Origin of the sequence: Pseudoalteromonas sp. R3, from assembly GCF_004014715.1 — a bacterium.
Classification (GTDB): domain Bacteria; phylum Pseudomonadota; class Gammaproteobacteria; order Enterobacterales; family Alteromonadaceae; genus Pseudoalteromonas.
In genome coordinates, this window is record NZ_CP034835.1 from 258,437 (window position 1) to 272,360 (window position 13,924).

The following is a 13,924-nucleotide window of genomic DNA, read 5'->3' on the forward strand; positions in this document are numbered from 1 at the left end:
AGTAATCCAGACAATACCAAAAAAGAACATAATTGATGACTGAAGACATTAGGCAATCTCGGATAGCACAAGCTCTGGCAGAGCGTGCCCATGATGTACTAATTAGCCATAACTTTGCTCAGCAGCAGATCGGCTACATTCATACTTTTGATATGAATTTCGGTGAGCGTATACCTCAACGCACTATGCTGGAGGTAGAACTTGCTGCGGCCACAAAACGTCAGGAGCGTAGTACCAGTCATCACAAGTACATTGCCAAGGCCAGTACGCACTTACATCAGGTTATCGAGTCCGCTATCAACACGCAGCTGGAAGACTTAGACACGATTTACCACGAAGTAGTTGGGATCCAGGAGGCGGTACCAACTGTGCTGGATATTCTGGCGGTGAAATCGGCATCAGTTGGTCGTTTGGAGCCTCTGGTTAACGACTTGTCCTGGCTAGGCCGTGACCTGGTGTCTTTGGTTAACCTGCCTCAGTATCGTAAAAAAAGTGCCAAAGGTACGACGGTCAAAGTTGACACACCCGCACTGGCATTGCGTTATCTGGGTCTGGAAAACCTGCAAATGGTGATCCCGACCTTCGCGATGCGTCACTGGATGCCGCATTCAACTGAGCCTTTCCCACTGTTGAAGCGTAAATTGCGTGATATGAGTATGGCAACTGCCATCGCCGCCAAAACACTGGCCCCGCTGTACGACGTAAAAGAGCAGCATGCATTTACGCTGGGGATGTTACTGGATGTCGGCAAAATTGCGCTAACACGTCTGTATCTGCGTACTTTTGAGCGGGTCTGGCAGGGTAAAGTGAAAATTGCCCGCGATAAAAAGCAAAAAGACCTGCATACGGCACTGGTTGGATTGGAGCCCGATCCTTTGTTTCTGCGTAACTTGTTGCTGGAGCATTCGGCAACGGTGTCACAGTATCTTATTGAGCGGATGGAGTTCCGATACTTGCCATTTAATGCGGCGATGGAAGAGTTTTCGCAAAGCTATCTGCCAAAGTCGCATAATCATGCTGCTGAGCAATTGCCACTGACCCAGGTGGTGCGCAAGGCTTATTGCTATGCCCAATATCAGGTACTTAAGGACACCCATTTACTTGAGCCTGATGAAGCTAAAGACTGGCTCGCCTTTAATCAGCTCACCACTGAAGAGCAGGATCTGCTGTCAAAAACAGCACTACAAAGCCTGCAATTGACAATTCTTTAAAAAAAGCCACACTTTTTTCCCGCTTATTCATTCATTCCGGGCAAGCGAGGGATCTCAGTAAACACCTTGAAGTTATAGGGGCGTTAATTATGGACGCCTTAATAGTTATTCACTGAGACTGCAATTATATACTAATCCCTTGAATATAAAGGGCTAGAGCGGTGTTTAATATGAGACAAATGCGCTTTTTTTTGAAATAATGAGCGTATGAATTTTGCACCAATTGGGAAAAATTCAGGTCTTTTACATCGCTGTCGCTGAGATTTCATGTATCACTGCCTGCCCCGGTTGAGTGCTGTACTCACCAAAATGAGGAATCAAAATGACTATCAATCGTGAACTTTTCGATCAGGTAATGGTGCCTAACTATTCACCTTCTGCAGTGATCCCAGTCAAGGGTGAAGGTGCGCGCGTATGGGACCAAAATGACAAAGAATACATCGATTTCGCGGGCGGTATCGCAGTAAATTGTCTGGGTCACTGTCACCCGGCATTGGTTGCAGCGCTGAAAGAACAGGGCGAGAAAATCTGGCATTTGTCGAATGTAATGACCAATGAGCCGGCGCTACGTCTGGCGAAAAAACTGACTGATGCGACCTTCGCAGACAAAGTCTATTTTGCTAACTCAGGTGCAGAAGCAAACGAAGCCGCGCTAAAACTGGCTCGTCGTTGGGCACTAGACAAATTCGGTGAGCAAAAATCACAAATTATCGCGTTTAATAAAGGCTTCCATGGTCGCACTTTCTTCACTGTGACGGTAGGTGGTCAGGCTGCGTATTCAGATGGCTTCGGTCCTAAGCCGGGCGATGTTGTACACAGCGACTACAATGATCTGGCAGCATTAGAGGCTCTGATTTCAGACAACACTTGTGCAGTTATGATGGAGCCACTACAAGGTGAAGGCGGGATCATTTCTCCGGAAGCGGACTTTGTGAAGGGTGTACGTGCACTATGTGACAAACACAATGCACTGCTGATCTTTGATGAAGTGCAAACAGGTGTTGGCCGTACTGGTGACCTATATGCTTATCAGGGACTGGGTGTTACGCCTGACATCCTGACTACAGCTAAAGCGCTGGGTGGGGGTTTCCCGATTGGTGCGATGATTACTACAACTGAAATTGCTCAGCACCTGAAAATTGGTACTCATGGTTCAACCTATGGCGGTAACCCACTGGCGTGTGCGGTTGCAGAAGCTGCGCTGGACACAGTGAATACCCCTGAAGTATTAAATGGTGTTAAAGCCAAAGAAGCCCTGTTCCGTGAATTGTTGAATGAGATCAACGAGAAACATCAGGTATTCAGTGAGATCCGTGGTAAAGGCTTACTGCTTGGTGGTGTACTGAACGACAAGTATCAGGGCAAAGCAAAAGAGTTCCTGGTAGAGGGCATTAACCAGGGCGTGATGTCTTTAGTTGCAGGTGCCAACGTTGTGCGCTTTACGCCTTCTTTGGTGATCCCTGATGCGGATATCCGCGAAGGGATGGCACGCTTCGAAGCGGCTGTAGCCAAAGTGGTTGCGAACAACGCCTAATACCAGTTGGTGACATGTGGGTCGCACTTGTGCGTGCGACTCATCTATCTACATTTTTTGAGGAGTAAGCGGGCTCATGATGATCCTTCGCCCAATCCAGAAAAGCGATTATTCAGCGCTTTTAAACATTGCCCAGGAGTCGGGGCATGGCTTTACTTCGTTGCCAGTCAATGAAGAATTGCTGCAAAACAAGATCGAACGTTCCGTTGCTTCATTTGGCAAAGAAACAGATGTTCCTTTTGATGAGGGCTATTTGTTTGTGCTCGAAGACAGTGAAACGGGTGAAGTCGTTGGCACCAGTGCTATCGAAGCCGCCGTGGGTCTTGATGATGCCTTTTATCACTATCATCTGAGTAAAGTGATCCACTCATCGCGGACTTTGAATGTTTACAAAGCAGTGGATATTCTTACCCTGTGTAATGACTACACCGGTGCCACTGAGTTGTGCACATTGTTCCTGCGTGATAAGTACCGTCGCGGGCTGAATGGTAAATTATTGTCTAAATCACGCTTCATGTTTATCAATCAGCATCGTGACCGGTTCGCTGATACCGTCATAGCCGAGATGCGTGGTGTATCAGATGAGAACGGCGACAGCCCATTCTGGCAGTGGCTGGAAGAGCACTTCTTCTCGATGGACTTCCCGACTGCGGACTACCTGACTGGCATTGGCCAGAAAGTGTTTATTGCCGAATTGATGCCTAAGTACCCAATCTATGTCAATCTGCTGAGCAAAGAAGCCCAGTCAGTTGTAGGTGAAGTACACGACAATACCCGTCCGGCGATTGAGCTACTCAAGAGTGAAGGTTTTACCTTTAATGGTTACGTGGATATTTTTGATGCGGGTCCAACTGTTGAGGCCAAAGTCGACAATATTCGCACTGTACGCGAAGTGCAAAAATACACAGTCCGTATTGATGATCAGGTGCAGATCGACGCAGAAGGTTCCCCGTGATGATAGCTAATGATAAACTAGCGGGATATCGTGCGACGGCACTGACGTTAACGCTTCCGGAAAAAGCAACTGAAGTTGCCATCCCTGGTGCGGTGGCGAAGGCCCTGCAGATCGCTGACGGTGATACCGTTAGTATTGCAACTCTTTAATTGGGAAAGAATTATGACAACACACGCAGCACAATTTATCAATGGTGAGTGGCGCTTAGGTGAAGGCGCAGCATTTGCGTCGGTAAACCCGGCAAATAACGAAGAGATCTGGCGTGCCAATGCGGCAACAGCAGAGCAAGTTGACGGTGCCGTTAAAGCGGCACGCGAAGCCTTTTATAGCTGGAGTGACTTGGCATTTGAAGAACGTTTGGCTGTGGTTAAGCGTTTTGCTGAGCTGCTAAAAGAAAACAGTGAAGCTCTGGCTGTGGCCATCGCTCAGGAAACGGGTAAGCCACTGTGGGAAACGCGTACTGAAGCAGGCGCTATGGTAGGTAAAATTGCCATTTCTGAGAAAGCCTATCACGAGCGTACAGGTGTAGTTGAAAACCCTATGCCAGTGGGTCGCGCTGTTATTCGTCACAAAGCGCACGGCGTAGTTGCGGTATTCGGTCCTTATAACTTCCCGGGTCACCTGCCAAACGGTCATATTGTGCCAGCACTGCTTGCGGGCAACACCGTGATCTTTAAGCCGTCTGAATTGACACCATACGTCGCTGAGCTAACGCTGAAGCTGTGGGAACAGGCTGGTCTGCCAAAAGGCGTAATTAACCTGGTACAGGGTGAAGTTGAAACAGGCAAAGCATTGGCGTCTCATAAGGGCATCGACGGCTTGTTCTTTACAGGCTCTTCTCGCACTGGTCACCTATTGCATGAGCAGTACGCAGGTCAGCCCGGTAAAATCCTGGCACTGGAAATGGGCGGTAACAACCCGCTGATCGTCAAAGACGTGGCGGATACCAAAGCGGCAGTCCACGACATCATCCAGTCAGCGTTTATCTCCAGCGGTCAGCGTTGTACCTGTGCGCGTAAACTGTTCCTGCCAGAAGGCGAACAGGGTGATGTGATCCTGGCGCAACTGCTTAAAGCCACTAAAGCAATTAAGATTGGTAACTATGATGCTGAAGATCAGCCGTTTATGGGCTCAATGATCTCTAACAATGCCGCTGCTGGTATGGTTGCTGCACAGCAACAGCTGGTTGAGCTCGGTGGTAAGATTTTGCTTGAGCTGACACACACTGAAGGTACTGGTTTTGTAACGCCAGGTATTATTGAGTGTACCAATGTCACAGATTTCCCTGACGATGAGCACTTTGGTCCGTTACTGAAAGTGTTCCGTTACAGCGACTTCGATGCTGCGATTGAAAAAGCCAACGACACCAGCTTTGGTTTGTCTGCCGGTTTATTGGGTGACAACCAGGCCGATTATGAGCACTTCCTGCGTCGCAGCCGTGCAGGTATCGTCAACTGGAACCGTCCAATTACTGGCGCATCCAGTGCCGCACCATTTGGTGGTATTGGTGCTTCTGGTAACCACAGGGCAAGTGCTTACTATGCAGCAGATTACTGTGCATACCCTGTGGCTTCGGTTGAGCTGGACAAAGTGACTTTACCAGGCACCTTGAGTCCGGGCCTGACTATCGAGTAAAATCTTACTCAGAGAGAATAAATGCTTATTTTCTCACTCTTTAGTATTGGAAAAAGCAGCCAAGCGTCAAACTTGGCTGCTTTTTTGTTGGTCTGCAAATATCAAAAGTAGCAATCAAAACTAGTTTCTGCTTAAATCAATAGGAGATGTCATTGATACATTCAGGTGGGCAATATATGGTTTTAGATAAACAAGGATACGATGAGTTAGTCATGTACCTAACGCAACACTTAGCCTTGTTTGAGAAGCCGGGTGTGGTGAAAGCCAATGCACCTAAGGTGTTGGAGTTAATAGAAGATGTGATTGCTGAGCACGTGATCCGCCTCTGTGAGCAACATACCGGATTGACGACCGAACAACGTAGCCTGATAGTCAGAGAAGTTGACGGCATTGTATATGATTTGCAGGAAGTTCTTTCCAGCGTCACTGAGCAGCGCGTCACCGAAGAACAAAGAGAGTTTATTGAGGAGTTCGCCGGGCTGGTTAAAAACCTGTTCGACAATGCAATAAACTGATGCAGTCGTGGCTGCTATGTATCAAATATAACACCGCCTAATGGCGGTGTTATTAGTTTTAGGAACTCGAGGAATAATAAACATGCAAGCAAGTGTGAAGTGGGTTGACGGAGATACCTTTATTGGTCGCTCTCATTCTGGTCATAACGTGGTATTCGACGCAGGCGCTGACAGCGCAGCGCCCAGTCCGATGGAAATGGTATTGATGTCGGCAGGCTGCTGTTCATCTGTGGATGTTGTCAGCATTCTAAAAAAAGCCAAACAGGACGTCAGTGATGTCACTGTAGAGCTGACAGCAGAGCGCGCTGAGAGTGCCCCTAGAGTATTTACCAAAATCAATCTACACTTTGTGGTGACTGGCAATAATGTGGCTGAAAAGCATCTGGCACGGGCCGTACAATTGTCTGCTGAGAAGTATTGTTCTGTGGCCTTAATGCTTGAAAAAGCAGTAGAAATTACCCACAGCCATGAAGTGGTTGAAAACAGCGCAAAATAGTGCTTTTTCGAGACGCTATTTTCGTATAAAATCCGCGAACTTTTATTTCTGCAGCGCAGATTTTCACGTTTTAAGGTGGGTCTATCGTGAACAAGCCCTTTGATAAAATTAAACTCCACGGCTTTAACAACTTAACTAAGAGTTTAAGCTTTAGTATCTATGATATTTGCTATGCCAAGACCGAGCAGCAGCGCAAAGAATATCTAGAATACATCGATGAACAGTACAGTGCTGACCGTCTGACCGACATTCTGCGCGATGTTGTCGATATCATTGGTGCCAATGTACTGAATATTGCCCGCCAGGACTACGATCCTCAGGGTGCCAGTGTCACCATCTTGGTATCAGAAGAGCCAGTTGAGCAGCAGACGTTTGACAGCAATGAAACACCAGGTCCATTACCGGATTCTGTGGTCGCGCACCTGGATAAAAGCCATATTTGTGTGCACACCTATCCTGAAGCGCATCCGCATGATGGTATTTGTACATTCCGTGCTGATATTGAAGTCTCGACCTGTGGCATTATTTCACCACTGAAGGCACTGAATTTCCTGATCCATAAGCTGGAGTCAGACGTGGTGACCATTGACTATCGTGTACGTGGTTTCACTCGCGACGTAAATGGTGTAAAGCACTACATCGACCATGCTATCCACTCTATCCAGAATTACATGACGGAAGATACCAAAGAGGCGTATCACATGGTGGATGTGAATGTGTATCAGGAAAATCTGTTCCACACTAAGATGATGCTTAAAGAAACTGATCTGAACACCTATTTGTTCGGTATCACAACAGATGATCTGGATGCAGATGAAGAAGAGCAGATCCGCGAGCGTCTGAATCGCGAGATCCAGGAAGTGTTCTACGGTCGCAACCTGCCGGAATAATTAGCGGGTATTAACCGTTAAAAAAGGCGCTCACTGAGCGCCTTTTTTGTTTCATACTCGTTCGAATTGATATGGGGCTTACAAATCGTAGGTGAAGGTCAGGCCAAAGACTCGCGGCTCACCATACTGAACGTAGTTCCGCGGCGTGTAGCCATCGCGTGGATCATTACCAAAGTAAAAGCCTCTGACCGGGACATCACGGTCGGCCAGATTACGACCCCAGGCAGTCAGCGACCATTGTTCACCATAATAACTTACGCTGGCATTGATCAGGTTCTGACTCGGTGCCTGCTCATTGTGGCTGTCCGAGAAGAAGTAATCATCTTTACCTTCGACACCCACACTCAGCACCAGGTTTTCCAGCACGCTATAGTCTGCCGAGAAGGCATACTGATACTTGGGCGCCTGCGCCTGCTCGCGACCATCGAAGTTGGCACCTGAGGTGGTTACAAAGTCTTCTATTTTTGTGTCCAGATAGCCGAGACTGTAGTTCAGCGTCAGCTGATCCGTGATCAGGCGCTGGCCTTCGATTTCCAGACCATAGTTTTCGCCTTTACCCGCATTGCTGATGAAGCCGGCAAATTGCACACCGTCAATGCGCCACTGTTTAAGCTGCATGTCTTCGCGTTCCATATAGAATGCGGTAACAGACAGGGTGTGTTTTTTATCTTCAGACTGGCCTTTTACGCCAAATTCCGCATTCCACAGATATTCTGGCTCAAACGAAAATGCTGAGGCTGGAATGCTGAACCCTTCATCTTTGGCTTTGGCCAGCGCTTCACCATTGGCGCCGCCGACCTTATAACCCCGGCTCAGGCTGGTATAGATCATGGTACGAGGCACAACCTGATACTCCAGCGCTAGCTTACCACCGACCATAGTGTCATCCTGATCTATGGCAAAACCATTGATATCCAGATATTCGCTGTCATAGCGTTCAACTCGCAATCCCGTGATCAGTCGGGTCTGATCATTCAGATGTGTGACTTTTTGACCGAATAGCGCCTGACTGGAGACATCATAGCTGGAGCGAAAATCATTGCTCAGCCAGGTGTACTGACGGGTCAGGTCGACATCACGACGCTGTGCGTAAGCACCGAGCACCCAGTCGCCCTGCTTGTCCATTAGTTTGACTTCCAGCGTGCCACGTTCGTGATCGCGCAGGTAGTTATCAAAGCCAACATAGTGATCCGGGTGTAACCCGGCGGCGCAAAGCTTCGGCTGGGTCGCGTCATGGCAGGTCCAGTCTTCATCGTAGCTATATTCTGTATCGGCTTGCAGCCCTGTGCCCTGGACTTCAATATCAAAAGCACTCAGGCCGGTATACAGGGCGCTAAGTGCAAAGGCATCACTTTCCTGGGTGTCTTTACCTGGCTGGTTAGCCACACTGTTACGTGTATTGTCCAGCGTAAAGCCATCATAGCCGTTATCAATATCAATATGGTGTATGGCCAGGTTCACAGTCAATGCGTCTGTCAGCTGGCTGCTTAGTTTAAAACGGGCCAGACTCTCTTCCTGGTCCTGAGTGGGTTTATTCAGGTAAAGGTTATCAACGTAACCATCCGAGCCGCGTTGATATATACTGATCCGGGCTGCGGTGTTATCGGTCAATCCCGTACCTGCGGCCAGACCCGCTTCATAGCTGTTGTAGTTTCCGGCGCCTATGCGCAGTTTCAGGTCCGTGTCCTGAGTTGGAGCATGAGACTGCAGATCAATTATTCCGCCCATTGCATCGGCACCAAAACGCGTTCCCTGAGGACCGCGATACAAGGTCACCTGATCAATATCAAACAGCAAAGCACTGCCACCCAGTCCCGAGTAGTTAATGCCATCGACCAGCATACCTACACTCGGGGTAATGGGGTCAACAAACTGAGAGCGCAGGCCTACGCCACGGATCTGCACGAAGCGACCTCGTGAGGCTCCTGCGGTAAAGTTCACATTGGCAGTGCTGTTCAGTAACTCGTCCAGGTAACTTGCGCCGCGATGAGTCATTTCAACTTCACCCATTACACTGGCACTGGCGCTCAATGTTTGTAGAGATTCTCTTTGAAAGTCACCGGTGACCTCAATGGTTTCAAGGGGCGCGGCGGTACGAGGTTCATCAGCTGCGGCTTGGTATGACAGGGCAGCCAACAGGCTGATGCTAAGCGAAGAAAGTTTAAGCTTCATGTCTTATCTTGTTCCATTTTTGATTGCGCACAGTGTAGCAAAAGCCCGACCAGTTAACAGTTAATATGTGTTATAAATTCGGCAACTTAGTCAAGAGGAAAGGCCATGACATTTAAGCTTGATTTCAAAGTCAGGGATTACGAATGTGATCTACAGGGCATAGTGAATAACAGTGTGTATTTTAATTATCTGGAGCATGCAAGACATGAGTTTTTGATTGCTAATGGTGTCGATTTTGCTGCACTTGCAGAGCAAAAAATCAACCTGGTGGTGATCCGCTCTGAAATGAATTACAAAGATTCATTGAAACCAGGCGACGCATTTTATGTCGAGGTTGAAACATTGCGGGTCAGTAAACTTAAGTTTGCGTTTATCCAGCGTATTATCCGTGCAGAGGACAACAAACTGATGCTGGATGCGGTTGTTACCGGCACTTCCGTGAACGAACGAGGTCGTCCGTTCCTACCAGAGGAAATTGATCAGCTTTTTGGCTGATTTTTTGACTAAAAAGGCAGAAAATTACAGATTTTTACTGCCTTTTCCACGCCGCCTGACGTTATAATATTAATCATATTTTAAGCGGTTGGTTTACCATGAAAACTTCCATTCTTTTATGCCTGATGTGCGTATTATTAATGGCATGTTCCAGTACAGGGAAGGTAACCAGGGAACAGCTTAAGCACTCTCATTGGCAGTTAATTCAGGTTGATGGTCGTCCTGTCACAGAGGCCACACCCATAGAGATAGAATTTCTGGACGCATTACAGGTGGTTGGCTTCGCTGGCTGCAATCGGTTTTTTGCCGAGGGCAACATGGAATCTGAGATGCTCACATTGAGTCAATTGGGGATGACCCGCAAGTCATGCTCAGACACCATTGATACGCAGGAAATGCAATTTTTAGAGATGCTACAACAAGGTGCCAGTGTGACCTTTGTGAATCACAAGCTACAACTGAAAGGTCGGCAAACCTGGCAATTTAAAGCACTGGACGCAGAGCCTTTGACTAACTAGGCGCGATTCAGTACACTTTTTCACAGTTCGTTACTTGTCGGAGTGCCCATCTGGGCTGAGATCGCAGTATTGCGGGATCCGTGGACCTGATCAGGTTAATGCCTGCGTAGGGAACAAGCTACCTAAGTTGGTATATCGTAAGATATCTAGGTTGCCAGCCATGTTGTGCCTGTGCCAACATGATCCACTGAATGAAACCAGCACACAGCATTAGACTGTGGGATTGGTTTGGACCCTTCTCGCTCCCTTTGTGGAGTTCTGACAAGACACCTTAACTTAATAATGAGGCATGTCATGTCAAACAACAGTAGCAAGTTATCACGTCGTGAGTCGCGCGAGGCCGCGTCGGATTTTATCTATAACCTTACCGGACAACCTTTCCCCAATTCCGAGAAGGTGTATGTCGAAGGTGAGCAGGCAGGCGTTCGCGTTGGTATGCGCGAAATCACTCTGAGCGACTCTTTTATCGGCGGGACGGAAGAAGATCCGATCTTCGAAAAGAATGAGCCGGTTCGTGTTTATGATACATCTGGCCCCTATACAGATCCTGATTTTAAGCTGGATGTGCGCAAAGGTTTACCTAAGTTCCGTGAGCAGTGGATTTTAGACCGTGACGACACTGAAGTACTTGAGTCGGTCACTTCGCAGTTTTCTCAGCAGCGTATGGCGGATGAAGGGTTAGATCATATTCGTTTTGAAAACCTGCCAAAAATACGTCGTGCTAAGCCCGGACAGAATGTGACACAAATGCACTATGCACGTCGCGGTATTGTGACGCCGGAAATGGAATACGTCGCCATTCGTGAAAACATGGGCCGCGCGAAAATTCGTGAAGAGTTACTGGCGCAGCAGCACAAGGGCCAGTCCTTTGGTGCTGAGATCCCGGACTTTATTACCCCTGAGTTTGTGCGTTCTGAAATTGCACGAGGCCGCGCTATCTTGCCAAACAACATTAACCACCCGGAAACCGAACCTATGATTGTCGGCCGCAACTTCCTGGTGAAGGTGAATGCCAACATAGGTAATTCCTCGGTGACTTCCTCGATTGAAGAAGAAGTGGAAAAGCTGGTGTGGTCAACCCGCTGGGGTGCGGATACGGTGATGGACTTGTCGACAGGCCGCTATATCCACGAGACCCGTGAGTGGGTAGTACGTAACTCACCGGTGCCCATCGGTACGGTACCGATTTATCAGGCGCTGGAAAAAGTGAACGGCGTGGCGGAAGATCTGACCTGGGAAATTTTCCGCGATACGCTGATTGAGCAGGCCGAGCAAGGCGTTGACTACTTCACCATTCACGCGGGTGTGCTGTTACGCTATGTGCCTATGACGGCGAAGCGGGTGACGGGGATTGTTTCGCGCGGTGGCTCGATTATGGCCAAATGGTGTCTGGCGCATCATAAAGAAAACTTCCTGTACACCCACTTTGAAGACATCTGCGAGATTATGAAGCAGTACGATGTGTGTTTCTCTCTGGGCGATGGCTTGCGTCCGGGTTCAATCGCCGATGCCAATGACGAAGCGCAATTGTCTGAGCTGCGCACCTTAGGTGAGCTGACCACAATCGCCTGGAAGCATGACGTACAAGTATTCATTGAAGGGCCGGGCCATGTGCCAATGCATCTGATCAAAGAAAACATGGATGAGCAATTAAAGCACTGCCATGAAGCGCCTTTTTATACCCTTGGCCCACTGACCACAGACATTGCGCCGGGCTACGATCACTTCACTTCCGGTATTGGTGCGGCGCAAATCGCCTGGTACGGTACCGCCATGTTGTGTTACGTGACGCCAAAAGAGCATTTGGGTCTGCCAAATAAAGACGACGTAAAAGAAGGTTTGATCACCTACAAGATTGCGGCGCACGCGGCGGATCTGGCCAAAGGTCATCCAGGTGCGCAGATCCGTGACAATGCCTTGTCTAAAGCACGTTTTGAGTTCCGCTGGCACGATCAGTTCAACCTGAGTCTGGACCCGGAGCGGGCATTGTCTTATCACGATGAAACACTGCCTCAGGAGTCGGGCAAAGTGGCGCACTTCTGCTCTATGTGTGGTCCTAAATTCTGCTCTATGAAGATCACCCAGGATGTGCGCGACTATGCCAAACAGCTCGAAGCCGAGGGCATAGATCCAAACAATGCCGGCGAAGCCATCGCCATCAAAATGATTGATGTGGAAGCCGAAATGAAAAATAAATCACGCGAGTTCAAAGAGACGGGGTCGGAGCTTTACCACAAAGCGCTGTGATTTAGGATAGCGGACCCACCTGGGTCCGCATGGAGGCAAGATGTCCCAGACAAACAAACCACGCGTTGCTATTGTTGGCTTTGGCCTGACAGGGCGGGTTGCAGCCCTGATGCTGGCAGAGCAGTATCAGCTGAGCGTATTTGAGCGCGACCTGGTCGCGACCCCAGCCAGTGTGGGCACTTTAGCGGCGGCGATGCTCGCCCCCATGGCCGAATCCGTGATCTGTGAACAAGACCTGGCAGAGCAGGGCTTACATGCCATGACCTTATGGCCCGAGTTATTGGCCAAACTTGACGAGCCGGTGTTCTTTCAGCAGCAGGGCACAGTGATTGTTGCGCATCAGCAAGACAGGGGCGATTTGCTGAGTTTCCAGCGTCGCCTTAAACCACTGGCTGGCCATCAGGCGCAAAGCCTGGATGGTCACGGCATTGGTGCGCTGGAACCTGAGCTGGCAGGCCGTTTTCATCAGGGGTTGTATTTACCCTGTGAGGGTCAGCTCGATAATCTGGCATTCTTTGCTGCCAGCCTTAACACCTTGCAGAAAAGGGGCGCGCGCTTTCATGAAGGGTCAAGTGCACACATCGCACAAGGACGGGTCAATGGTGAGGCGTTTGACTGGATCATTGACTGCCGTGGGCTGGATGCCAAAGACGACAGCCCGGGGCTGCGTGGCGTGCGTGGTGAGGTTGCCCGAATCTATGCGCCCGAAGTGAGTTTACAGCGCCCGGTGCGTCTGATGCATCCGCGTTATCCGCTCTATATCGCGCCCAAACCAAATCACGAGTTTGTTATCGGTGCGACCGAAATTGAATCTCAGGATCGAGGCGAGATCACGGTCCGCTCAACACTGGAGTTGCTTTCTGCCGCATATACGGTACACAGTGGCTTTGCTGAGGGACGGGTGATGTCGCTGCGCGCAGGTTTGCGCCCGGCGTATAAAGATAATCGCCCGCATATTAGCGTCACTGATAATGTGATCCGCATTAACGGTTTGTATCGACATGGCTTTTTGCTGGCACCAGCAGTAGTGCAACAAGCGTTACAACAAGGGGTATTATGAATATAAGTTACAATGGTCAGGCGCTCACGCTGTCACAGCCACAGTCTTTGCTGGAAGTGATTGAAGCACAAGGGGCAAAGGCGCCCTTTGCGGTGGCGCTGAACGGGCAATTTGTGCCGCGCAGCACGTTGGCCCAGCAGCGACTGCAAGAGGGTGACAGCATCGAGTTGCTATCGCCTATTCAGGGAGGCTAATG

12 protein-coding genes, 1 pseudogene and 1 riboswitch are annotated in these 13,924 nt (G+C 49.1%); of the genes and pseudogenes, 12 read left to right on the forward strand and 1 reads right to left on the reverse strand.

What is annotated here, in order from left to right; translation table 11 throughout:
• Positions 1–35 precede the first annotated feature (35 nt).
• The 7 genes and pseudogenes from ELR70_RS06010 to speD all read left to right on the forward strand — a co-directional run bounded on the left by ELR70_RS06010 (position 36) and on the right by speD (position 7,236).
• Positions 36–1,211, forward strand: coding sequence for an HDOD domain-containing protein (locus ELR70_RS06010; RefSeq protein ID WP_054016948.1), 1,176 nt, complete (start codon positions 36–38; stop codon positions 1,209–1,211).
• 322 nt (positions 1,212–1,533) lie between these two features.
• Positions 1,534–2,745, forward strand: coding sequence for an aspartate aminotransferase family protein (locus tag ELR70_RS06015; RefSeq protein WP_054016947.1), 1,212 nt, complete (start codon positions 1,534–1,536; stop codon positions 2,743–2,745).
• A 76-nt stretch (positions 2,746–2,821) separates the two neighbouring features.
• A pseudogene (gene astA, locus ELR70_RS06020) lies at positions 2,822–3,849 on the forward strand (arginine N-succinyltransferase).
• Between the two features lie 13 nt (positions 3,850–3,862).
• Positions 3,863–5,335 carry a succinylglutamate-semialdehyde dehydrogenase gene (gene astD / locus ELR70_RS06025; RefSeq protein WP_054016945.1) on the forward strand — a complete coding sequence of 491 codons (1,473 nt, stop codon included), beginning with the start codon at positions 3,863–3,865 and terminating at the stop codon, positions 5,333–5,335.
• 176 nt (positions 5,336–5,511) lie between these two features.
• Positions 5,512–5,850 (forward strand): DUF3802 family protein, encoded by a 339-nt coding sequence (locus ELR70_RS06030; RefSeq protein ID WP_046004953.1) that lies wholly within the window; start codon positions 5,512–5,514, stop codon positions 5,848–5,850.
• An 82-nt stretch (positions 5,851–5,932) separates the two neighbouring features.
• The gene (locus ELR70_RS06035; RefSeq protein WP_054016944.1) at positions 5,933–6,346 is read left to right on the forward strand and encodes an OsmC family protein; all 414 of its coding nucleotides are present in this window, start codon (positions 5,933–5,935) and stop codon (positions 6,344–6,346) included.
• Positions 6,347–6,432: 86 nt separating this feature from the next.
• Positions 6,433–7,236: an adenosylmethionine decarboxylase gene (gene speD / locus ELR70_RS06040; RefSeq protein WP_054016943.1), complete on the forward strand. Its 804-nt coding sequence runs from the start codon at positions 6,433–6,435 to the stop codon at positions 7,234–7,236.
• Positions 7,237–7,314: 78 nt separating this feature from the next.
• Here speD and ELR70_RS06045 read toward each other — a convergent pair whose 3' ends face one another.
• Entirely contained in the window at positions 7,315–9,408 is a 2,094-nt protein-coding gene (locus tag ELR70_RS06045; RefSeq protein WP_054016942.1) for a TonB-dependent receptor plug domain-containing protein, read from the reverse strand.
• A gap of 105 nt (positions 9,409–9,513) precedes the next feature.
• On the opposite strand from ELR70_RS06045, the gene ELR70_RS06050 reads away from it, so the two are divergent.
• The 5 genes from ELR70_RS06050 to thiS all read left to right on the forward strand — a co-directional run bounded on the left by ELR70_RS06050 (position 9,514) and on the right by thiS (position 13,922).
• Positions 9,514–9,903, forward strand: coding sequence for an acyl-CoA thioesterase (locus ELR70_RS06050; RefSeq protein ID WP_054016941.1), 390 nt, complete (start codon positions 9,514–9,516; stop codon positions 9,901–9,903).
• A gap of 98 nt (positions 9,904–10,001) precedes the next feature.
• Positions 10,002–10,421 (forward strand): META domain-containing protein, encoded by a 420-nt coding sequence (locus tag ELR70_RS06055; RefSeq protein WP_082353317.1) that lies wholly within the window; start codon positions 10,002–10,004, stop codon positions 10,419–10,421.
• A 28-nt stretch (positions 10,422–10,449) separates the two neighbouring features.
• Positions 10,450–10,551, forward strand: a riboswitch (TPP riboswitch).
• Positions 10,552–10,715: 164 nt separating this feature from the next.
• The gene (gene thiC, locus ELR70_RS06060) at positions 10,716–12,668 is read left to right on the forward strand and encodes a phosphomethylpyrimidine synthase ThiC (protein WP_054016939.1); all 1,953 of its coding nucleotides are present in this window, start codon (positions 10,716–10,718) and stop codon (positions 12,666–12,668) included.
• Between the two features lie 40 nt (positions 12,669–12,708).
• Positions 12,709–13,728, forward strand: a complete 1,020-nt coding sequence (locus ELR70_RS06065) for an FAD-dependent oxidoreductase (RefSeq protein WP_054016938.1) — start codon at positions 12,709–12,711, stop codon at positions 13,726–13,728.
• Positions 13,725–13,922 carry a sulfur carrier protein ThiS gene (gene thiS, locus ELR70_RS06070; RefSeq protein ID WP_054016937.1) on the forward strand — a complete coding sequence of 66 codons (198 nt, stop codon included), beginning with the start codon at positions 13,725–13,727 and terminating at the stop codon, positions 13,920–13,922. Before ELR70_RS06065 ends, thiS begins: the two co-directional genes overlap by 4 nt.
• The last annotated feature ends 2 nt before the right edge of the window (positions 13,923–13,924 follow it).